Source organism: Pseudomaricurvus sp. HS19, assembly GCF_009857815.1.
Lineage (GTDB): Bacteria > Pseudomonadota > Gammaproteobacteria > Pseudomonadales > Cellvibrionaceae > Pseudomaricurvus.
Genome location: NZ_WVVW01000001.1, coordinates 314,126 through 333,189, shown reverse-complemented (window position 1 = coordinate 333,189; position 19,064 = coordinate 314,126). Strand labels below are relative to the sequence as shown.

24 protein-coding genes are annotated in these 19,064 nt (G+C 60.5%); 11 read left to right on the top strand and 13 right to left on the bottom strand.

Annotated elements, in window-relative coordinates:
* Nucleotide 1: 1 nt before the first annotated feature.
* The 4 genes from GSF27_RS01345 to GSF27_RS01330 form a co-directional block, all read right to left on the bottom strand.
* Nucleotides 2–871, bottom strand: coding sequence for a DUF692 domain-containing protein (locus GSF27_RS01345; RefSeq protein WP_160964952.1), 870 nt, complete (start codon nucleotides 869–871; stop codon nucleotides 2–4).
* Nucleotides 872–945: 74 nt separating this feature from the next.
* Nucleotides 946–1,284 (bottom strand): hypothetical protein, encoded by a 339-nt coding sequence (locus GSF27_RS01340; RefSeq protein WP_160964950.1) that lies wholly within the window; start codon nucleotides 1,282–1,284, stop codon nucleotides 946–948.
* Nucleotides 1,285–1,505: 221 nt separating this feature from the next.
* A complete protein-coding gene (locus GSF27_RS01335) occupies nucleotides 1,506–2,438 on the bottom strand; it encodes a class I SAM-dependent methyltransferase (RefSeq protein WP_160964948.1) in 933 nt (310 codons plus the stop codon).
* Nucleotides 2,435–3,595 (bottom strand): ATP-NAD kinase family protein, encoded by a 1,161-nt coding sequence (locus GSF27_RS01330; RefSeq protein WP_237457326.1) that lies wholly within the window; start codon nucleotides 3,593–3,595, stop codon nucleotides 2,435–2,437. Before GSF27_RS01330 ends, GSF27_RS01335 begins: the two co-directional genes overlap by 4 nt.
* 401 nt (nucleotides 3,596–3,996) lie before the next feature.
* On the opposite strand from GSF27_RS01330, the gene GSF27_RS01325 reads away from it, so the two are divergent.
* Entirely contained in the window at nucleotides 3,997–4,242 is a 246-nt protein-coding gene (locus tag GSF27_RS01325; RefSeq protein WP_202410225.1) for a PA1571 family protein, read from the top strand.
* Between the two features lie 39 nt (nucleotides 4,243–4,281).
* Here GSF27_RS01325 and GSF27_RS01320 read toward each other — a convergent pair whose 3' ends face one another.
* From GSF27_RS01320 to GSF27_RS01305, 4 genes are read right to left on the bottom strand one after another with little or no spacing between them, the layout of a single operon-like run.
* The gene (locus GSF27_RS01320; RefSeq protein WP_237457325.1) at nucleotides 4,282–5,460 is read right to left on the bottom strand and encodes a 4-phosphoerythronate dehydrogenase; all 1,179 of its coding nucleotides are present in this window, start codon (nucleotides 5,458–5,460) and stop codon (nucleotides 4,282–4,284) included.
* Complete coding sequence (locus tag GSF27_RS01315; RefSeq protein WP_160964946.1) at nucleotides 5,457–6,389, bottom strand: 5'-3' exonuclease H3TH domain-containing protein; 933 nt, start codon at nucleotides 6,387–6,389, stop codon at nucleotides 5,457–5,459. Before GSF27_RS01315 ends, GSF27_RS01320 begins: the two co-directional genes overlap by 4 nt.
* The gene (locus GSF27_RS01310) at nucleotides 6,386–6,934 is read right to left on the bottom strand and encodes an elongation factor P hydroxylase (RefSeq protein ID WP_237457324.1); all 549 of its coding nucleotides are present in this window, start codon (nucleotides 6,932–6,934) and stop codon (nucleotides 6,386–6,388) included. Before GSF27_RS01310 ends, GSF27_RS01315 begins: the two co-directional genes overlap by 4 nt.
* A gap of 8 nt (nucleotides 6,935–6,942) precedes the next feature.
* Nucleotides 6,943–7,440 (bottom strand): gamma-glutamylcyclotransferase family protein, encoded by a 498-nt coding sequence (locus GSF27_RS01305; protein WP_202410224.1) that lies wholly within the window; start codon nucleotides 7,438–7,440, stop codon nucleotides 6,943–6,945.
* A 183-nt stretch (nucleotides 7,441–7,623) separates the two neighbouring features.
* Here GSF27_RS01305 and GSF27_RS01300 point away from each other — a divergent pair, with 183 nt between their 5' ends.
* Nucleotides 7,624–8,322: a hypothetical protein gene (locus GSF27_RS01300; protein WP_160964942.1), complete on the top strand. Its 699-nt coding sequence runs from the start codon at nucleotides 7,624–7,626 to the stop codon at nucleotides 8,320–8,322.
* Between the two features lie 106 nt (nucleotides 8,323–8,428).
* Here the strand turns inward: GSF27_RS01300 and tusA are convergent, their stop codons facing one another.
* Nucleotides 8,429–8,662, bottom strand: coding sequence for a sulfurtransferase TusA (gene tusA / locus GSF27_RS01295; protein WP_160964940.1), 234 nt, complete (start codon nucleotides 8,660–8,662; stop codon nucleotides 8,429–8,431).
* Between the two features lie 106 nt (nucleotides 8,663–8,768).
* Here tusA and GSF27_RS01290 point away from each other — a divergent pair, with 106 nt between their 5' ends.
* Both GSF27_RS01290 and GSF27_RS01285 read left to right on the top strand, forming a co-directional pair.
* On the top strand, nucleotides 8,769–9,176 hold the full coding sequence (locus tag GSF27_RS01290) for a hypothetical protein (protein WP_160964938.1): 408 nt from the start codon (nucleotides 8,769–8,771) through the stop codon (nucleotides 9,174–9,176).
* 93 nt (nucleotides 9,177–9,269) lie between these two features.
* On the top strand, nucleotides 9,270–9,551 hold the full coding sequence (locus tag GSF27_RS01285; RefSeq protein WP_160964936.1) for an antibiotic biosynthesis monooxygenase: 282 nt from the start codon (nucleotides 9,270–9,272) through the stop codon (nucleotides 9,549–9,551).
* Between the two features lie 11 nt (nucleotides 9,552–9,562).
* Here GSF27_RS01285 and GSF27_RS01280 read toward each other — a convergent pair whose 3' ends face one another.
* Together GSF27_RS01280 and GSF27_RS01275 are read right to left on the bottom strand one after the other, a co-directional pair.
* The gene (locus tag GSF27_RS01280) at nucleotides 9,563–10,195 is read right to left on the bottom strand and encodes an alpha/beta fold hydrolase (RefSeq protein WP_160964934.1); all 633 of its coding nucleotides are present in this window, start codon (nucleotides 10,193–10,195) and stop codon (nucleotides 9,563–9,565) included.
* A complete protein-coding gene (locus GSF27_RS01275; protein WP_160964932.1) occupies nucleotides 10,185–10,454 on the bottom strand; it encodes a YheU family protein in 270 nt (89 codons plus the stop codon). Before GSF27_RS01275 ends, GSF27_RS01280 begins: the two co-directional genes overlap by 11 nt.
* A 148-nt stretch (nucleotides 10,455–10,602) precedes the next feature.
* Between GSF27_RS01275 and GSF27_RS01270 the strand changes: the two genes are divergently transcribed.
* Nucleotides 10,603–11,145, top strand: coding sequence for a glycine cleavage system protein R (locus tag GSF27_RS01270; RefSeq protein ID WP_160964930.1), 543 nt, complete (start codon nucleotides 10,603–10,605; stop codon nucleotides 11,143–11,145).
* Between the two features lie 14 nt (nucleotides 11,146–11,159).
* Here the strand turns inward: GSF27_RS01270 and GSF27_RS01265 are convergent, their stop codons facing one another.
* Nucleotides 11,160–11,924 (bottom strand): VIT1/CCC1 transporter family protein, encoded by a 765-nt coding sequence (locus GSF27_RS01265; protein ID WP_160964928.1) that lies wholly within the window; start codon nucleotides 11,922–11,924, stop codon nucleotides 11,160–11,162.
* Between the two features lie 209 nt (nucleotides 11,925–12,133).
* Here GSF27_RS01265 and trmL point away from each other — a divergent pair, with 209 nt between their 5' ends.
* The 3 genes from trmL to mnmC all read left to right on the top strand — a co-directional run bounded on the left by trmL (nucleotide 12,134) and on the right by mnmC (nucleotide 15,330).
* Nucleotides 12,134–12,613, top strand: coding sequence for a tRNA (uridine(34)/cytosine(34)/5-carboxymethylaminomethyluridine(34)-2'-O)-methyltransferase TrmL (gene trmL / locus GSF27_RS01260; protein WP_160964926.1), 480 nt, complete (start codon nucleotides 12,134–12,136; stop codon nucleotides 12,611–12,613).
* Between the two features lie 116 nt (nucleotides 12,614–12,729).
* Nucleotides 12,730–13,260 carry a flavodoxin FldB gene (gene fldB, locus GSF27_RS01255; protein ID WP_160964924.1) on the top strand — a complete coding sequence of 177 codons (531 nt, stop codon included), beginning with the start codon at nucleotides 12,730–12,732 and terminating at the stop codon, nucleotides 13,258–13,260.
* Nucleotides 13,261–13,266: 6 nt separating this feature from the next.
* Complete coding sequence (mnmC, locus tag GSF27_RS01250) at nucleotides 13,267–15,330, top strand: bifunctional tRNA (5-methylaminomethyl-2-thiouridine)(34)-methyltransferase MnmD/FAD-dependent 5-carboxymethylaminomethyl-2-thiouridine(34) oxidoreductase MnmC (protein ID WP_160964922.1); 2,064 nt, start codon at nucleotides 13,267–13,269, stop codon at nucleotides 15,328–15,330.
* Between the two features lie 11 nt (nucleotides 15,331–15,341).
* On the opposite strand, the gene GSF27_RS01245 is transcribed toward mnmC, so the two are convergent.
* The gene (locus GSF27_RS01245) at nucleotides 15,342–15,950 is read right to left on the bottom strand and encodes a DUF502 domain-containing protein (protein WP_160964920.1); all 609 of its coding nucleotides are present in this window, start codon (nucleotides 15,948–15,950) and stop codon (nucleotides 15,342–15,344) included.
* Between GSF27_RS01245 and GSF27_RS01240 the strand changes: the two genes are divergently transcribed.
* From GSF27_RS01240 to cobB, 3 genes are all read left to right on the top strand, one after another.
* On the top strand, nucleotides 15,928–16,794 hold the full coding sequence (locus tag GSF27_RS01240; protein ID WP_160964918.1) for a glutaminyl-peptide cyclotransferase: 867 nt from the start codon (nucleotides 15,928–15,930) through the stop codon (nucleotides 16,792–16,794). The two genes, GSF27_RS01245 and GSF27_RS01240, sit on opposite strands and share 23 nt — an antisense overlap.
* A 145-nt stretch (nucleotides 16,795–16,939) precedes the next feature.
* Nucleotides 16,940–18,298, top strand: coding sequence for a tRNA 5-hydroxyuridine modification protein YegQ (gene yegQ / locus GSF27_RS01235; RefSeq protein ID WP_160964916.1), 1,359 nt, complete (start codon nucleotides 16,940–16,942; stop codon nucleotides 18,296–18,298).
* A gap of 61 nt (nucleotides 18,299–18,359) precedes the next feature.
* Nucleotides 18,360–19,061 (top strand): Sir2 family NAD+-dependent deacetylase, encoded by a 702-nt coding sequence (gene cobB, locus GSF27_RS01230; RefSeq protein WP_160964914.1) that lies wholly within the window; start codon nucleotides 18,360–18,362, stop codon nucleotides 19,059–19,061.
* Nucleotides 19,062–19,064: the final 3 nt, after the last annotated feature.

Below are 19,064 nucleotides of genomic sequence, written 5' to 3'. Positions count from 1 at the left end.
TTCAGGCTCCTTTGCGACCACTGAGCAGCTCAGCGGGTCTCTGCGACACGCAAGCCTGCTGCAACTGGCGAATGGTACCCACCTCCTCCAGTAACTGGGGCAACGGCGGAATATTAAAGTCCCTCTCCAGCAGTGTGGGCAGCGGGCCGCAGAGGCCATAGGCCGCCTGCAACAAGCCCCAGACCGGGTCTATGACATCGGCCCCGTGGGTATCCACCCGCAGGTCTTCCGCTTCGTTATAGTGGCCGGCTACATGCACATACACCGCCTGCTCCAGGGGCAGGCGCGCGAGAAAATCATAGGGGTCATAGCGGTGATTGATGCTGTTAACGTAGATATTGTTAACGTCCAGCAGCAGGTCACAATCGGCTTCCGCCACCACGGCATTGATAAAGTCGATCTCGGACATCTCCTGCTGCGGGGCGCAGTAGTAGGAGGCGTTTTCCAGGGCGATTCGCTGGCCAAGAAAATCCTGCACCTGCCCTACCCGCTGTGCCACATGGCGCACAGCCTCTTCTGTAAAAGGAATGGGCAGCAGGTCGTAGAGATGGCCACTGTCACTGCAGTAGCTCAGGTGTTCGCTGTAAACAGAAATGTTATGGCTGCGCATAAATGCGCGAATATCGGTCAGCAGTGCCATATCCAGAGGGTCTGTAGACCCGATAGAGAGGGACAGGCCATGACAGACAAACGGGAAGCGCTCCGTGTAAGCCCGCAACGCCGAACCCAGGCGCCCGCCCACACCGATCCAGTTTTCAGGAGCCACCTCCAGAAACTGAACCTCATCCAGGCCAACCTCTCCCAGCTCATCCAGCAGGCTGCGACGCAACCCCAGCCCGGCTCCACTGATTGCAGCGATCTGATCCGTCATCAGCTCGTCCCCTTGTCGTTCAGGCATCCCGGACGGAGGCCTGCACCGCAGGCCAACCATCCGGAGTGACAAGCTTACTTGCCAGCCGGCTCAGCCGCTTTTTCAGCCGCCTTCTGCTGGCCACTGTTGTCGGTACCCTTGCCTTTCATCATCTCTGCACCGCACTTGCCTTCACCACACTTTCCTTCTTTGGCTTTGGCGGGCATTTTGTCTTTCTTCTTCATGTCGTCGCCACATTTACCCTCACCACACTTGCCCTCGCCGTGCTTGTCGGCCAGGTTGTAACCAACGCCCAGGTCGGTGGCGGCAAAAGGGTTGGCATCGGCTGCGAGGGTTGCACCGGAGAAGCTGGCAGAGGCGATAAATGCGGCACCAACGGCAGCCGCCAGGGGGGTATTCAGTTTCTTAGCCATAATCTGATCCTTACTGTGTTTTATGGTTAGTCGTTCCGGTCCGCCCAATCTTACACTCCGGATGATCTCCGCAGCTGTTACGGGCTTTCCTGGGACCGTGTTCGGCCGACCTTAGTTTCCTGAACCTGTCACCGAATGACAAGTTACCTGCACCGGTTAACAGTAACGAGTGCTGATTGCCGGGCTATTGAACGGGGAAACCTCTCCGGGAAATCCGGTGATTATGTCGGCCTGTAACGGACATGCAGCAGCTTCAGCCGCCGCTCACTGTCACTGTCAGGGAAATCCGGATGTTCAGGAAGGCGCCCCACCACTTCACACTGCAGCGCTGCCTCGGCGATACAGTCATGCAGGAAAGACTCCGGCAATTCCGGCGCATTAAGCGACAGCAGCAGATCCCCGCCAGCAGGCATCAACTCCGGTACCCGGCGCAGTAACTTGGGGTAATCCCGCTGTGCGACAAAACTGCCCTTCTGGAACGACGGCGGGTCCATCACCACCAGATCGTAAGGCCCCTGACGGCGAATACGCCCCCAGGACTTGAGAATATTCTCCGACAGGAAGCGCACCGCCCCCAGGTCCTGGTCATTGAGGCGATGATTGTCACGGCCCTGACCGAGCGCGGCACTGCTCATATCCACATTCACCACGCTGTTGGCTCCCGCCGCCATGGCAACCACCGAGAGGCTGCAGGTGTAGGAGAACAGGTTCAACACCCGCCGACCCTTCGACAGCCCATCCAACCAACAGCGTCCCGGTTCCATATCGAGGAAATAGCCGGTGTTCTGGCGCTCCCCCAGTTGCAGGTGGAAACGCAAGGCTCCACGCCGCGCATACAGCAGCTCCGGCACTTCACCCCAGATACACTCGCAACTGGAGTGACCGGCGAAGCGGCGCTGCACCAGCACCGCAGCCACCCGGGAACCGCTGGTCTGCAACAGTTCGACAATCTCTCGCAGCCACTGCTGTTCCAGCCCCGCAGTCTCCTCCGGTTTAAACAGGGTCACCCACAGCACCGGATCAAACCAGTCCACCGCTACCTGTTCAAAACCGGGGAAAGTACGGCCACGCCCGTGAAACCAACGACGGGAATCACTGTTGTCATCGCTGAGCAGATCCAACTGCTGCTTAATGGCATCGCTCAGTGCACTCATACTGTTTCTCCCCCGGCAGGCAAGCCCAGAGGATAGAGTGTGCGTTCGTGATAGCCGGTCACCACTTCGATATAGCCGCTCCACTCCCTGTCCAGTTGCGGGTCATTGGTATCCAGCAACAACGGTCGGCCAGCCAGCTCCCGCAGTTTGCCTTTGGTAGCCAGAGCACAAATCCCCTCCCTGCCAAGGCGACGCAGCACCATGGGCGATAACTGCTGATTACCACGACCAATCAGGGCACCCTGGTTAGCCGTAATAGAGAGCATGGCCTGTACCGGGCCACTATGCTGCAACAACAGCTGCTCCAGCTGACTGGCGCTCACATCGGCTGCCACCAGCTCACCAGCCAGTACCACATCCACACCCAGCAAGGTGTTGGGCAGTCCCAGGGCATCCATCAAGGCCTGATTGGTGGTGCCGGCACCGATAAGGTAAAGAGTGTCCTCCTCCATCTGCTCACACAGATCGGCGACTATGTCATCAATAACCAGCTCTTCCACTTCCCTGCCACCCTGTTTGGTGGACTGCACGAACTGGCCTGGAGACGGCACTCTCAGGGAGCCAAAGTAACGGCTGTTGACCCGCCCCTGCTGCAGCAGGGCTTCGTCAATATCGCGCACCTCCTGTGACTGGATATCCACCAGTTCACCGCGAATCATTGCCAACACCACTTCCGCCGCGGCCTCCGGCGACAAGGCAAAGACGCCGGAGTGCATTTTCACACCGGCGGGAATACCCAGCACCGGCAGTTGCTCACCCACCACCGAGCAGATATCCCGGGCCGTGCCATCGCCGCCGGCGAACAGCAGCAGGTCCACCCCCGCCTGCAGGATTGCCTGTGCCAACTGGCGTGTATCCACAGCACTGGTGCGCGCGCCGGTGACCATCAGGGTCTCCAGCGTTAATCCCGACGCTTGCGCCAGATCACCCCCCATGGGGCCCGCTGCCGAAAATACAGTGCAGCCGCTCTCCGCCAGCAGGGAAAGACAACGTGCAGCCCTCAGCAGCGCCCGACTTGGCTCGCTTGTGGAAAGCAGTGTCGCAACCTGCGCGCGGTTATCACTGCCCTTTAAGCCGGCAGGGCCACCCAGCCCGGCCAGAGGATTGATGATCAAACCCAGACGCATGGAAGCCGGGGGGTTCACCTCAGTAGTCAATGTGGTGCTCTCTGGTAAATTTCTTCATGTGCCGTTCCGCGCAACAGGAAGCTCTGTCCAAAACCGGACGCGGTGACACTGGACGGCAGCTATAAAAGGAGACAGTAAAGTATATGGCGCCAGTAAAGCACTGGCCGGAGCAGGCGAGCTGGCCTAAATGACCATTATGAAGCGTTTGGCGCCACATTATGAAAAATTGGTCTGAATGTTTTGACGGGCCGCACATTTGGCCAATCGAGGCATCACTATACTGAACTCAGGAACGTGGACAAGCGCACACCTTACCACCGTCCCGGATCACAAGCAGTCACATTACTGTCACAGACGCCTCCTATAGTGCGCACTGTGTCAGGGACAGTCGATCCGTGGTCGCGACCAGGTTGGAGCGAGCCGCCCACGACATGTCTGCAACCCATTCCACAGGTATCGCCATGAACGAGCGCAAGACCCGAGTTTACACACTGGCAGGCAAACAGTTCGGCAGTGACCGCCCCCGGAATGAATCACGGGACTTTCACGGTGCTGCCCTGCTGGATGAACGCGGACGCGAGATCCCCATGACCGCGAAGATGATCGACGATGCCTTGCAGCAGGTGCAGGATTTCCTGTCGCCGGAGCTGTTGCCCCGATCTCTCCGGGCCTGCTGAATCCGTTTTCTCTCCTAGTACGTTCTCTCCTAGTAGAAGCTACTCTTGCCGGGACATTCCCAAAGTCGCCAACCACTGGTTGAGCGACTTTTTTTCTGTTGCCGATAAGCCGTCCGGCAGAGCACCAAGCCGAAAGCTGTCAAACTCACGGCGTTTGGGATAGTGCTTACGTAACTCATCAAAGGCACGGGCTCGCGCCAGCTCGCCATCTGCCTGCAGCAACGCCTGCCGACAACGGCTGTCATCACCCACCAGATCATAAGTGGCAAGAATGGCGTCATTGAGCCACGCATCCACACCTGCCCCGCCTTCATGCCCGGACCACGCCAGGGACTGATGACTGCTGGCATCGGCTGACAACAAGGTTTTGAGATCCGCTACCGGTTCGAGCCCCAGGTGCTCACACAAGGCTGCGGCAATCTGTACCGTGCCACCCACCTTGCCATCGTAGCTGTAGCCGGCAATGTGCGGTGTAGCCAGCGCCACCTGTTGCAGCAACTCCAGATCCAGCAGCGGTTCCGGCTCCCACACATCCAGCGCAACCGTCAGGTCCCGCCGACTTGCCAGCACCGTTTTCAGCGCCTGATTATCGATCACCGCGCCGCGTCCGGCGTTCATCAGCAGTGTGCCCTGACCCAGCTGCTGCAACCTCGGCAAATCCAGAAGATGCCAGCTGGGATGGGGTTGCGTATGCACCAGCGGCGCATGCAGGCAGACGATGTCGCAGCCCAGTACCACCTCCAGGCTCGTCAGTTGTGGCACTTGCTGCGGTGTCAGCCATGGATCGTAACAATGCACCTGAACCCCGAGGGCCAGCAGTTTCTGTCGCAGGCGATCGCCGACATTACCGCAGCCCACAATCCCCACCGTCATCTGCCGCCAGCCCGGACGCAACAGCGCCATCACCGCCAGTGCGTATTGCACCACGGAGTTGGCGTTACAACCCGGTGCGCTGGCAGCAGTAATCCCCTGCTGCTGTAGCCAGGCAATATCGAGGTGATCAGTGCCGATGGTGCAGGTACCGACAAATTTGACGCGCGAGCCCTGCAGCAGCGCCTTGTTAACCGCCGTAACCGAGCGCACCAGCAGTACATCGGCTTCGGCAACCTGGGCGGCAGTCATGGTACGGCCCGGCAAGGTGGTTACCTGCCCCAGGGAACCGAACACCTGCTCCACAAACGGGATATTCTCGTCGGCGACAATACGCAGTGAATTCAAGCGTACTCCTCCAGTTGCTGACAGCGTCGCTGCCAGGAGGCAGGCAGCCCCATGCGTTCACAGAAATCAATAAAAGCCGGCACATCCGGCGAAGCGACCCGCAACTGCTGTTCAGTAATTGGCAGTTCCGCATCGGTGACGATTTGCGCCAGCACCCGGGAGACAGCCAGCTGTTCAAGATGCTCACCCAGCAGCTCTGGCAAGCGTCGCGCACCGCGTAGCAGTAGCCCGCCAATCTCTTCCCTGCGCTGCACGATGGCGGTCAGGTCGCCGCCCCATTGCAGCAATGCCTGTGCGGTTTTGGCGCCAATGCCGGGCACCCCGGGAATGTCATCCACCGCGTCTCCCACCAACGCCAGGTAGTCCGGCAGCTGCTCCGGCCAGACACCGAATTTGGTAAAAATCGCCTCCCGGTACAGTCGCTGTTGCTGGGCCGGTTTGACGTAATCCCACAGGTAATCCTGTGGCCGTCCCAGCAGCTGTCCCAGATCCTTATCGCGGGTCAGTAGTGCCACCGGCAATTGTGGCTGCAGTTGGTGCAGCATGGTCATGGTACTGCCCAGCAGGTCGTCCGCTTCATAGGTTTGGCTGGCCAGGCAGGTAAACCCCAACAGGCCGGTGACTTCCTGGCAGGCGTGCAGCTGAAACTCCAGCAGCTCATCAGGCAGGACACGACTGCTTTTATAGTCAGGATAGATCTGGTTGCGAAAGCAGCTACCCAGGCTTTCATCAAAACAGGCTACGCCCCAGGCCGGTCGCTCATGCTGCAGCAATCCCAACAGGAATTGGGTGTAGCCATACACCGCCGCGGTGGGATTGCCCTCCTGACTGAACCAGTTATCCGGCAGGGAAAAGTAGTAGCGGAAAATATAGATGGAGGCATCAATCAGGCAGGCCGGGGGCGACTCCGCCGCTGGAGAAGAACTCACAGCGCCTGCCTCAGGTAGAGCTCTTCGGCAAAGGGGTTTTCCACACCTGAGCGCAACGCCAGTGCCAGGGCAAATCGCGCAGCCCTCGGCGGCAAGCCCTCACGACAGAACCGCCGCGTCTGCTCGAACACCGCTTGCTTGAAAGAGTCACTGGGGCCCAGCCCCATGGTGAGGTTGTCAGCACTGACCCGGAATTGACGTCCGGCGGCCGTATTAAAGATCCACTCCATCGCCTGCGGGCGCACTTCGACGGTCTCGAACAACTGCTGTTGTTCCTCACTGCGTCCGTCCGGGGCATACCAGTAGCCGTAATCTTCCAGCCGGCGTCGTTCCTCCCCTGCCACACACCAGTGGGCTACCTCATGCAAGGCGCTGGCGGCGTAATCCAGGGTGTAATAGATGCAATGGGGCTCATTATCGCGGGCAGGACGGTAGAGCGGTTCCGCCGCTCCGCCCTGCAAACGGGTATTTTCAGACTCCCGGAAACAGCCGTGAAAAGCCTCCTCAATCGCTGTGCGATCGAGTGTCCGCAGGTCACATGCCATGTCCGACATCATGAGTTGCGTCCCATACAGGCTGGCATGGGAACGGGATCCCGCTGGTCACGACACTCTACCGCGGCCAGGAAGCGTCGATACTCCTCGGTCAGGAATTCGCTGCCGGCCAGCAGGTGCTGCAGGTACCAGGTCTCCGGCATCAGGCCTGTGCGCAACATGGCTGGATTGGCTACGTAGACCCAGGCCGGGATTTCGCCCTCATCGGTGTGAATGTGATAGATCTCGCGACTGTAGCGGCGGGGAGCCCCCTCGAAAGGATCCATTTTGCGGATCTCTTGCAGCGAAGCCAGCTCATAAAGCACGCCCTCCACCACACGGCCCGGGGCATAAACCACATTGGCATAGGCGCGATGGGGTGCATCCGAGGCCTGCTTGTTAAAGGCGAGGGCCAGCCCCGGCAAGCGGCCGGCCAGGGCCCGACGGTACTCAAGGCCACGCGCAACCATGCGCGCCTGATTCATATTTGAGCCGTAGGCGAAGTAATACAGCGACAATCTAAAACCTCGGGTCTAACTAAATAGTGTGGTTATAAACTTTTTTACAACCAAGTATTGTGCTTTTTGCAATCTGCATATACCGTAGAGTTGAACGGTGTATTTCTATATGCATCCGCCCCCGAATGACGCGGTTCTCACACTGTGGCCGGCGTCGAAGGGGCCTCTCTCGGAGGTGGTATTATGAAGACCTCAACCCCCGGCCACAACATGGATAACGTGGTCGATTTCTTCACCGGGCGACCGCTCTCGGAGGCCCACAACTCCCGCATAATCCGGCTATCCCCCGAACTGGACGGACTGGAAATGCTCTACTCCAATGAAGCCAGCCCGGACTCCCTGTTCAGTCTCAAGATCCTCTGCTGGGCACTGCGTGCCAACGGCGAAGTGGTCGGCATGGTTCCCTGGCTGAACAGTATTATGCCCGCCACGGAGATTCAGGATCCGCTGAACGGCAAGTGGGAGGGATACTTTGATCCGGGTATTGACGAGATCTTCTACGAGGCCCCGATTCACAAGATTGTCGAGCTGGAAACAGCCGCAGAGTATTACGACTACACCTGCGACAACGACAACGACGTGATCCAGGAGATTCCCGACACCATCGGTACTCATGCGGTGCTTTCGGATAACGGCTTCCACAGCATTACCCTGACGGAGGTGGTGAGCTGGAGGCTGCATCATGACGGCAACCTCTGTGGCATGCTCGCAGACCCGGCCAAGATCAAGTGCACCCCCATCCTGCCCGGCGATGATTGTCTCTATCCTGCACAGAGTCGCAGCGAATTCCGCTACTTCTTCCAGCACCAGATCGCCAACAAGATCAAATCGGAAGACCCGGAAGCGCTGGCCGCCATATCAGCCCTGGTGGAAGATGTCTGACCCGGCAAGAAGGCTGTTCACCTAACCCTTGACACAAAAGGCCCGCATCACAGCGGGCCTTTTGTTTTCCGGCATTGCCATTCCTAACCCGGCCCGCGCCTGTCGATCAGGCCCTGCGAATCCAGTAGTACCACTCCTCCCCCCGCTGCTCGTGATGCAGTAATTCATGCCCCAGGAACTGACAGAACTTGGGGATATCCCGCTCGGTGGACGGGTCCGTCGCCACCACCTCGATCACATCACCCGACTGCGCATCACGCACGGCATTGTGCAACATCATCACCGGCTCGGGGCACAGCAAGCCGCGGGTATCCAGGGTGTGATCAGCGTTTGGGGTCATTGTGATGCATTCCTCTCAATTGAACCTGCAACGTCCGCAGGCACTGCTACACTTACTTTGGCTGGATGAAAAATCCCTTGTTTTACGCATTAAGGGCAGGTCTTACATGCTTCCACTGCACAACAGCTACTCCCAACGTGCCGATATTTTCAGCCGCGCGGCACTGGAAACCAGCTTTACCTTACTGCGCCGGCAACACCCCCGCCTGGCACTGGCGGTACAGAACCAACTGCAGAACCCCCATTGGCCCGGAACGGTCAGCGCCTCTTTTGCACCTCCCGGACAACGCCATCACAGCGACCGTTTTTTTGTTCGTCTCGACGCCCAGGTGGTGGGCCAGATTGTGGCCGCACTCACCGAGGTGGGAACCCGTTACCTCAGCAACAAACGTCGCAGCGGCAGCGAGAGTGCCATGTTGCGCGACCTGATGCGTAACTGGATCCGGCTCGGGGAGTGGATGATACATCAGGCAGAGGACGACTACCTCCCCGGCAGCAGATCACTCAGCGAGTAAAGCCTGCGGCGGAAGTCCGGCCCCGGGGCTAGGCGTCACGGGAACCAACCAGTAAACTGCGCCTGCAACAACCACAGAACATAAGGCCAGCGCATGATTACCGTTTTGATCGAACGCACCCTCGCTCCGGACATGGAGAGCACCTACGAAGCCAGCGCCAAACGCACCCTGCACCTGGCCTACCAGGCCGAAGGCTTTGTCAATGGCGAGACCTATTCCGACCTGCACAACGCCAACAAGCGTTATGTCTTTTCCAGATGGCGCTCCGCCCGGGACTGGTACAACTGGTACAACTCTGAAGCGCGCCGCAGCATGATGAACGAGCTCATGCCCATGCTGAATGAGCCGGAAAAGATTTCACTGCTGGAAAATTGATCGACAGCCGGTCAGCACAGGCCGCCGAAAAAATCCACAATATTACCCGCAGCCGTGGCCAGGTGCTGGTCATGGCTGAAGCCGGACTTTACCCTCGGTTTCAAATCGTGGTTTCCATCCTCCAGCCAGCTCATCACCACCGTATCGCTCAGGTCGTAACCTTGCACCTCTTCCCTGCTGCCCATTGGATCGCGGCTGCCCTGCAGCATCAGCACCGGCGTCCGCAGTGACTGCAGATGCTCCGTGCGGAGCTTCTCCGGTTTGCCCGGCGGGTGAAAGGGATAGCCAAGACAAATGACCCCCGCCACCGGACACCCCTCAGCCTCCAGCTCTGCGGCCAACAGGGTAGCCATACGACCCCCCATGGATTTACCACCGATAACCAGCGGCCCCTCACCGGCATGATCCGCCAGCACCTGCCGCCAGGTGTCCAGCAGCACCGGCTGACGATCCGGCGGTCGCTTCTTGCCGGTCTGGCGTCGTTCGGCCATATAGGGGAACTCAAAACGCACCACCCCCACGCCCAGTGCCGCGATCCGTTCCGCCATCTGCTGCATAAAGTCACTATCCATACCTACGCCGGCACCGTGCGCCAGTAACAGTCGAGGCGTTGACGGGCCATTGCGGAGGTACTCAATAGTCATCGTAGTCACCCCGCTCCGCCGCCGACTGCATCTGCCGTTCAAACTCCCGGGCCGCCTGGCGGGTCAGCAGCGAGCAGGTCTCCAGCACCGCATCAAAGACGATGACCACTTCGCCCGCCCTGATCTGGCGCTCCACCTGCAGCACCTTCTCTTCCAGCTCTACTTCGCTCTCGCCATAGTCGGTGCCCTCGCGAGTGATGAACTCTTCCATCAATCCCCGCAGGGCCTCCGGGGATAGTCTTTGCCAGGGTATTTCCACTACTGTTACCTCTGTTGGATGGTTGCCGCCGGCAACTGGTATTGGCGGCGGGCTGCATTATACTCGTGCACAGCAAACACGCCCCCAAGGGACGTCAGAGAGTACATAACCTAAACTTGATAAAACAACACAGACAACAGGCCGCCCCATGAATCGCACACTCGTTCTCTGCATACTCAGTGATGACCGCCCCGGCATTGTGGAAGCCCTGGCAAAAACCATCAGCCAGCACGACGGTAACTGGCTGGACAGCCGCCTGAGCCACATGGCAGGGAAATTTGCCGGTATCCTGCAGGTCAACCTGCCGGAAAGCCAGGCGGAGCCCCTGCAGCAGGCACTGCAGGCGCTGAAGATATCCGGTGGTATCCAGGTGATCAGTTCGGAAGCGTCGGAGCGCAGCGCTGGTGGCGACCAGAAAGTGCTGCACTTCAGCCTGGTGGGCAATGATCGTCCGGGTATCGTGCGCGAGCTGTCCCAGGCACTGGCCAGCCACCAGATCAACCTGGATGACCTGCAGACCAGCTGTTCCAGCATGCCCTTTACCGGCGACGCCATGTTCAGCGCCCGCGGTGTGCTGCAGATTCCGGCGGCAGTGGATATCGATCGACTGCAGGAACAGCTGGACGCCATTGCCGATCAGCTGGATGTGGAGATTGACCTTCTGGAGGCCAGCAGCGACCTGGTGCAGTAATCCGTGTCAGCAGCTCAGGCTACCCCCAGCCGCTGCAACCCGAAGCCAACGAGGAACGCCAGGCCGGCGGCAATAACACCCACTGCCAGGGTCTCTGCCGCCGAACGCCACGCCCCCTGATTGACATAACGGCCCTTGATATAACCCACCGCCACAAAGCTGCAGAGGGTCACCGACACACTCACCAGCATGGGCTGCGCAATCAGTCCCGGCCGCACCCAGTTGGCCAGAAAGCTCACCAGTGGCAGCATGCCCACCACCAGAAAGGCAATAAAGGTCACCAGCCCAGCCAACCAGGCATTGGCATCCTCCGTGGCCAGGTTGTGCTCCTCCTGCAACATGGTATCGACCCACAGGGTCCGGTCGGAGGTAATCACCTCCACCATGTGCTCAAGCGCCTCACCGTTGATCCCCTTGCGTTCGTAGATCTGGCGGATCTCCTCCCGCTCCCCTTCCGGGTAGGCATCAATTTCCGCCGCCTCGCGGCGACGCATACTGGCGCGGTACTGGTTTTCCGAGCGGGTTCCCAGGTAGTTACCGGCCGCCATGCTGAATCCGTCAGCGAGGAGGTTTGCCAGACCGAGGATAATGACCACCCCGCTGCTGAGCCCGGCGCCAGCGACGCCGGAGACCACGGCAAAGGTGGTCACGGCGCCATCAATGGCGCCGTAGATGGAGTCTTTCAGATAGATCTGGCTGGGGCCCTGTGCAAAGCGCTCGGAGATCGCTTCCGGTGTATGGGTCTTCTTCAGAATCTTATGGGTTACCGAACTGATCACTGCTGCCCCCTTCCGTTAGTGCCTGGCCTGCGCAACTGTTGCTGCTCGTTCAATTGTCCACCGCCGCCCCACTGACCGCGTTGATGGCAGTCAACCACCCGACATTGGCGCCGGGCTGCTTTATACTCGCCGCTTGCTGCCACCCGTTACCGATACTAAACAGCCTGCAGGTGCGCAGCCGGCTCGCTCTATTCAGGATATAACCCCCAATGACCGATAACGCCAGACTGCACCTCGTGCTGTTCCAACCGGAAATCCCCCCCAATACCGGCAATATCATACGCCTGGCGGCCAATACCGGCGCCCGCCTGCACCTGATTCGCCCCATCGCCTTCGAGCTGGACGACAAGCGCCTGCGCCGGGCCGGCCTCGATTACGGTGAGTGGAAGGATATGCAGGTACATGACAGCTGGGAGGCCTTCCTGCAGCAGTGCCAGCCAAAGCGGCTCTTTGCCATCAGCACCAAGGGCACACGTTCCTATACCGACGCCGGCTTTCAGGCCGGCGATTATGTGGTGTTCGGGCCCGAGACCCGCGGCCTGCCCGCGGAGATACTGTCCGCCCAGCCCGCGGGACACGTCCTGCGTATCCCCATGCAGCCCGACAGCCGCAGCATGAATCTTTCCAACGCAGCGGCCGTTATTGTCTACGAAGCCTGGCGCCAGATGGGCTTTGACGGCGCCGTATAGCGCCCCCGCCCGGTCCTGCCGGGCAGCCGTGCAATTAGCGCCTGTACCCCCTAAAATAGCGCCCCGCCAGCCCGCTGGCCCCGTTTTACCCGCTGCAGCCACAAGGTATTTTTCCCATGAGTCACGCCCCCATCGGTCTGTTCTACGGCAGCTCCACCTGCTACACCGAAATGGTCGCCGACAAGATCCGCGAGCGGCTGGGCAGTGAGCTGGTGGATGTGCACAACATCGCCAACGACCCCATCAGTAACATCCAGTTCTACCAGCACCTGATCCTGGGCATACCCACCTGGGACTATGGCGAGCTGCAGGAAGACTGGGAGGAGATCTGGGACGAGATCGATGAACTGGATTGGCAGGGTCGCACCATTGCCATCTACGGTCTCGGCGATCAGGAGGGTTATCCGGAGTGGTTCCTGGATGCCATGGGCTACCTGCACCACAAGCTGGTGAACCTCGGCGCCCGTGCGGTGGGCTACTGGCCCAACGAGGGCTTTGAATTCGAACAGAGCAAGGCACTGACCGGCGACGAAACGCAGTTTGTCGGTCTGGCACTGGATGAGGAGACCCAGTTCGACCTCACCGATGAGCGTCTCGACCAATGGTGCCTGCAGATCCTGCGGGAGTTTGGCCTGACCGACGGCTGAACCCCTATGAGCGACTCCCCTAGCACCGACACGGATCCCGGCAGCCGCAACGCCGAGCTCACCTGGGACAGCGACGGCCAGCCCCACTCCAGCGTCTTCGATGACTGCTATTTCTCCCGCGCCAATGGCCTGGAGGAGACCCGCTATGTGTTCCTGCAGAACAACCAGCTGGCCGAGCGCTTTGCCGCCCTCCCTGCCCATGGCGAGTTTGTGGTGGCAGAGACCGGTTTCGGCACCGGGCTCAACTTCCTCGCCTGCTGGCAACTGTGGCAGCAAACCGCGCCTTCTGATGCCCGCCTGCACTTTGTCACGGTGGAGAAATACCCGTTGCGCAGGGAGGACCTGCGTCGGGCGCTGGCACTGTGGCCGGAGCTGCAGTCACTCAGTAATGCCCTGCTGGATCAGTACCCGGCCATTACCAATCCGGCTTTCCACCGCCTGACCTTCGATCAGGGCCGCATCACCCTGACACTGATTATTGACGACGCCTGCAGCGGTTTTGAGCAGTTGCTGGAGAGCGACCACCCGGCCCACCAGCGACCACGCCGCGCCGTGGACACCTGGTTCCTGGACGGTTTCGCCCCGGCGAAAAATCCCGACATGTGGCGCGATGAGCTGTTTCAGTTGATCCACAAGCTGAGCCACACCGGTACCACCGCCGCCACCTTCACCGCCGCCGGTATCGTCAAGCGCGGCCTGCGCGACAACGGCTTCCTGGTGCGCAAAACTCCCGGCTTTGGCCACAAGCGCGACATGATCGTGGCGCAACTGCAGCAGCCGTTCATCACACCCGCGAGCACGGAGTTTCCCGTCAGCCATCGCAACGCCCCCTGGGTTGCGCCCTGGTATTGCGGTGCCGCAGCGCCGACACAGCAACAGGCACTGATCATCGGTGCCGGGCTGGCAGGCTGCCACACGGCTCGGGCGCTGGCAGAGCGTGGCTGGCAGGTCACGGTGGTGGAGCGTCACCCGCAGCCGGCCAGCGAGGGCTCCGGTAATCCCCAGGGCATCCTCTACGCCAAACTCTCCCACCGCCCGGAGACCCTCTCCGACTTCAACCTGCTGGCCCTGCAATTCGCCCAGCGCCACTACGCGCCGTTCTGGGCCACGGGCGCGGACAGCGGCGCGGCCTGCGGCGTGCTGCAGCTGGCGCACTCGGACAAAAGCGCAGTGCTGCAGCAGCACCTGCAGGACTATTTCGGCGAGCAGGAGCTGTTCCGGCCATTGACTGCCGCCGAGGCCAGCAAGCGGGCCGGCGTGACACTGGATTGTGGCGGGCTGCTGTTTCCCGACAGCGGCTGGTTATCGCCGGCGGCGATCTGTCGCCAGCTGCTGCAGCACGACAATATCCGCTGTCGTTATGACACCGCCGTGGAATCCCTGCAGTGGCAAGCTGACCTCCAGCAATGGCAGGTCAACACCGGCCGTGATCCGCTTTACGCCGCCAACGTGATTCTGACTACCGCCCAGGATAGCCGCCGCTTTGCCCCTACTCACGGCCTGCCGCTGAAACCCATTCGCGGACAGATCACTCTACTGCGCGCCGATGCCAGCACGGCACAACTGCAGGTGGCCCTGTGTGGCGATGGCTATATCGCTCCCGCCCGCGACGCACAACACTGCCTGGGGGCCACCTACGACCCCCGTGACCTGGAACTGACGGTTCGGCAGGAGGATCACTACAAGAACCTGCAACTGCTGAGCTCGCAAGTGCCGGCACTGTCAGGTGCACTACTGGAAGAAAACGTCATCAGCGGACGCAGCGGCCTGCGCTGTACCAGTCCCGACTACCTGCCACTGGTGGGACCGGTGGCGGATGAGAGTCTGTTAAGGAAGGAGTTTGAACTGCTGGCGAAAAATGCCCGCGCCAGTATCGCCACCGCCGGCAGTTACCTGCCGGGGCTCTATATCAACGTTGGCCATGGCAGCCGCGGGCTGGCTTATACCCCCATCTGCGCCGAACTGCTGGCCGCCGAAATGCACGGCGAGCCGTCGCCACTGCCACGCAGCTTGCGCCTTGCCCTGCACCCGGCGCGCTTCGCGATCCGCGACCTGATCCGGGGCAAGTAAAGGTTCAGAAATCAGCTGCGCGGTATCAGCAGCGCCTGGGAGCCGGAGCCACAGGCAATCACCGTCTTCATCGCCTGCTCCACGGTCACATCCGGCAACAGGGTCACGGCGTCACGGGTGACGTGATAGACCATGCCCGAGGTGGGCACCGGTGCGGTGGGCACAAACACGGTATAGCCGGCGCTGTGCTCGGAGGTCACAATCGCGGTAACCTTGAGTTCACTGTCGGGGAACAGCTTTACCAGTGCCACCTGCCCGCTCAGCAGGGACGTTTCACCACTGCCCCCCAACAACTGCACCACCAGGTCACGGATGGTGCTGTAGCCGGGAGCGAAGCGCGCCAGTAAACGATCTACCACCCGGTGAAACCAGGCGCCCACGCGGGTTTTCACCAGCAGGCCGATACTGAAGCAGAGAGACAGTATAATCAGCAGCACAAGCAGGTCCGCCGCCAGGTCCCGTACATCGGCACGGTGTGACAGCAACTCGCTGAAGGGTTGGATAAAATCGGTAATCAACTCGAACAACCACTGGAACAGCATTACCAGAATGGCAATAGGCAGCACCACAGTCAGTCCACCCAACACTGTCAGGGCAATGAAGGAACGCAACTTTTGCATACAACTCCTCAATCGATGGCTGGCAGCATCCTGCCTTACGGTTGTTCTGTGCCTGTCGCACCCGGCGTCACTGCTGGCGGCCGCCACCTATCGCCCGCAATCTCCCGCCTACGGTTATGAGATTCTGCGCACCCTGCCCAAACCCCAGGCCAGTTTTACCCAGGGGTTGCAGCGTGATGGCGACGTGCTGCTGGAGAGCAGCGGACACTACGGTCGCTCCTTTGTACAAAGGGTGCGAATCACAGACGGGCACATACTGCACCAGCACCGGTTACCCCGCAATCGCTTTGCCGAAGGTGCCGCCGTAATCGGTGATGTGGCGCACGTACTCACCTGGCGCAGTGGAGAGCTGTTGCGTTTTGACCGTCGCCAACTACAACCCCTGTCATCACTCCACTACGATGGCGAAGGCTGGGGGCTCACCCCCATGGGTGACCAGCTGCTGATGAGTGACGGCTCGGCTCGCCTGTGCCGCCATCGCAGGATCGACTTCCGCCGCCTGGATTGCATCACGGTGCGCGAGAATGGCCGTCCGGTACAGCAACTCAACGATCTCACCTTCGATGGCGAACGCATCTGGGCCAACATCTGGAAAGAATCCCGCGTACTGGCCATCAACCCTGCCAGTGGTGAGGTGATGGCCCAACTGTCACTGCAGGCGCTGGCGGATATGGAAGATCGCAACGACACCGACGAGGTGCTCAACGGGCTCGCCTGGGATGCCGGGCAACAGGCCCTGTGGGTGACCGGCAAGTACTGGCGCAATTACTACCTGCTGCGCCTGCTGCCACCCGCCGGCAGTACCTCGGCAATCCCTGACCTTGATCAAGCCGGCAGCCAATAAAGTCCGCCACTGGCCTGACCTGACCACTGATTTCTCTGCCGGACTCCGGTAAAATTGCCCCCTTTCCCTGACGCCCTTCTCCGCGGACGCTGCCGGCCTCCCAGGCCACCCTGTTCCGCGGAGAAAATCTATCCCGAGAGAGATCATGAGTACCGAACTGCTTTCACCCGCCGGCACCCTCAAAAGCATGCGTTTTGCCTTCGCCTATGGCGCCGATGCCGTTTACGCCGGCCAGCCGCGCTACAGCCTGCGGGTGCGCAACAACGAGTTCAACAAGCTGGAGAACCTCGCCGCCGCCATCGACGAGGCCCACGGCATGGGCAAGCAGTTCTACCTCGCCAGCAACCTCTCGCCCCACAACGACAAGGTGCGCACCTACCTGCGCGACCTGGAGCCGGTAATCGCCATGAAACCGGACGCCCTGATTATGTCCGACCCGGGCCTGATCATGATGGTGCGGGAGACCTGGCCGGATATGCCGGTGCACCTGTCGGTACAGGCCAATGCGGTCAACTGGGCGACCGTGAAGTTCTGGGAGAAACAGGGTATCGAGCGGGTGATCCTCTCCCGTGAACTGTCGCTGGATGAGATCGAGGAGATCCGCCAGCGCTGCCCGGACATTGAGCTGGAGGTGTTTGTCCACGGCGCACTCTGCATCGCCTACTCGGGTCGCTGCCTGCTGTCCGGCTACATGACCCACCGCGACTCCAACCAAGGCGCCTGCACCAACTCCTGCCGCTGGCAGTACAACGTGCACGAAGCCAAGGAGGATGTGACCGGTGAGCTGATCGCCGTGGACTCCGGAACCATCAGCGGTGCCGCACAGTTTGACCCTGCCCAGGCCGTCGCCGAGCAGCCCCGCGACGAGATCGCCGTACTGCTGCAGGAGCGCTCCCGTCCCGGCGAATACATGCCCGCCTACGAGGACGAGCACGGCACCTACATCATGAACTCCCGTGACCTGCGTGCCGTACAGCACGTGGACCGGCTGGTGAAGATGGGTATCCACTCCCTCAAGATCGAAGGCCGCACCAAGTCCCACTACTACGTCGGCCGCACCGCCCAGGTCTACCGCCGCGCCATCGACAACGCCCAGGCCGGTATCCCCTTCGATATGGCGCTGATGGACGAGCTGGAGCACCTGGCCAACCGCGGCTACACCGAAGGTTTCTACCGCCGCCACCTGCCGGCGGAGTACCAGAACTACGAGAGCGGCAATCCGGAAATCAACCAACAGTTTGTCGGTGAGGTCACCCGCTTTGACGCTGGCACCGGCATGCTCGATATCGAGGTGAAAAACCGCTTCGACAAGGGCGACCGCCTGCAACTGATTACCCCGCAGGGTAACTTTGCCTTCACCCTGGGTGAGATGGAGAACCAGAAGGGCCAGGCGGTGGAGGCGGCGCTGGGCTCAGGCCACCACGTGCGCCTGCCCATCCCCGCCGATATCCAGCTGGCGGAAGATGGTGGCTACGCCTTGCTGATGCGGGACCTGCTCTCCTGAGCGACAGTCATCCGTAAAACGTTGCAATCAACCGTTACGCCAGAGCAGAGGGCCGCAGGGAATGGCTAAGGAATTCCGCAATATCGTGGTACTGACGGGCGCCGGCATTTCGGCGGAGTCCGGCATCAAAACCTTCCGTGATGCCGACGGCCTGTGGGAAAACCACCACGTTGAGGATGTGGCCACCCCGGAAGCCTTCCAGCGCGACCCGCAACTGGTGCACCGTTTCTACAACGAGCGTCGCGCCTACCTGCTGGATGGCATTGAGCCCAACGCCGCTCATCGCGCGCTGGCGAAATTCGAAGCCGGCCACACCGGTCAGTTCACGCTGGTCACCCAGAACATCGACGACCTGCATCAGCGCGCCGGCTCCCGCAACCTGCTGCCCATGCACGGCGAGCTGCTGAAGATACGCTGCAAACGCAGCGGCCAGCTGTTCGATTGCCATGAGCCAACCTCTCCGGAACAGCCCTGCCCCTGCTGCAACCAGTCCGGCAACCTGCGCCCCCACGTGGTGTGGTTTGGCGAGATGCCACTCCATATGGACGAAATTGAAGACGCACTGAGCCAGTGCGACCTGTTTATCTCCATCGGCACCTCCGGCAACGTCTATCCAGCGGCGGGCTTTTATCAGATGGCCAAAGCCGTTGGTGCCCATACGGTAGAGCTGAACCTGGAACCGTCGAACCACGGCTCGCGTTTTGATGATGCCCGTTACGGACCGGCTACGGTTGAAGTGCCGGCGTTCCTGCAGAGCCTCTGATTG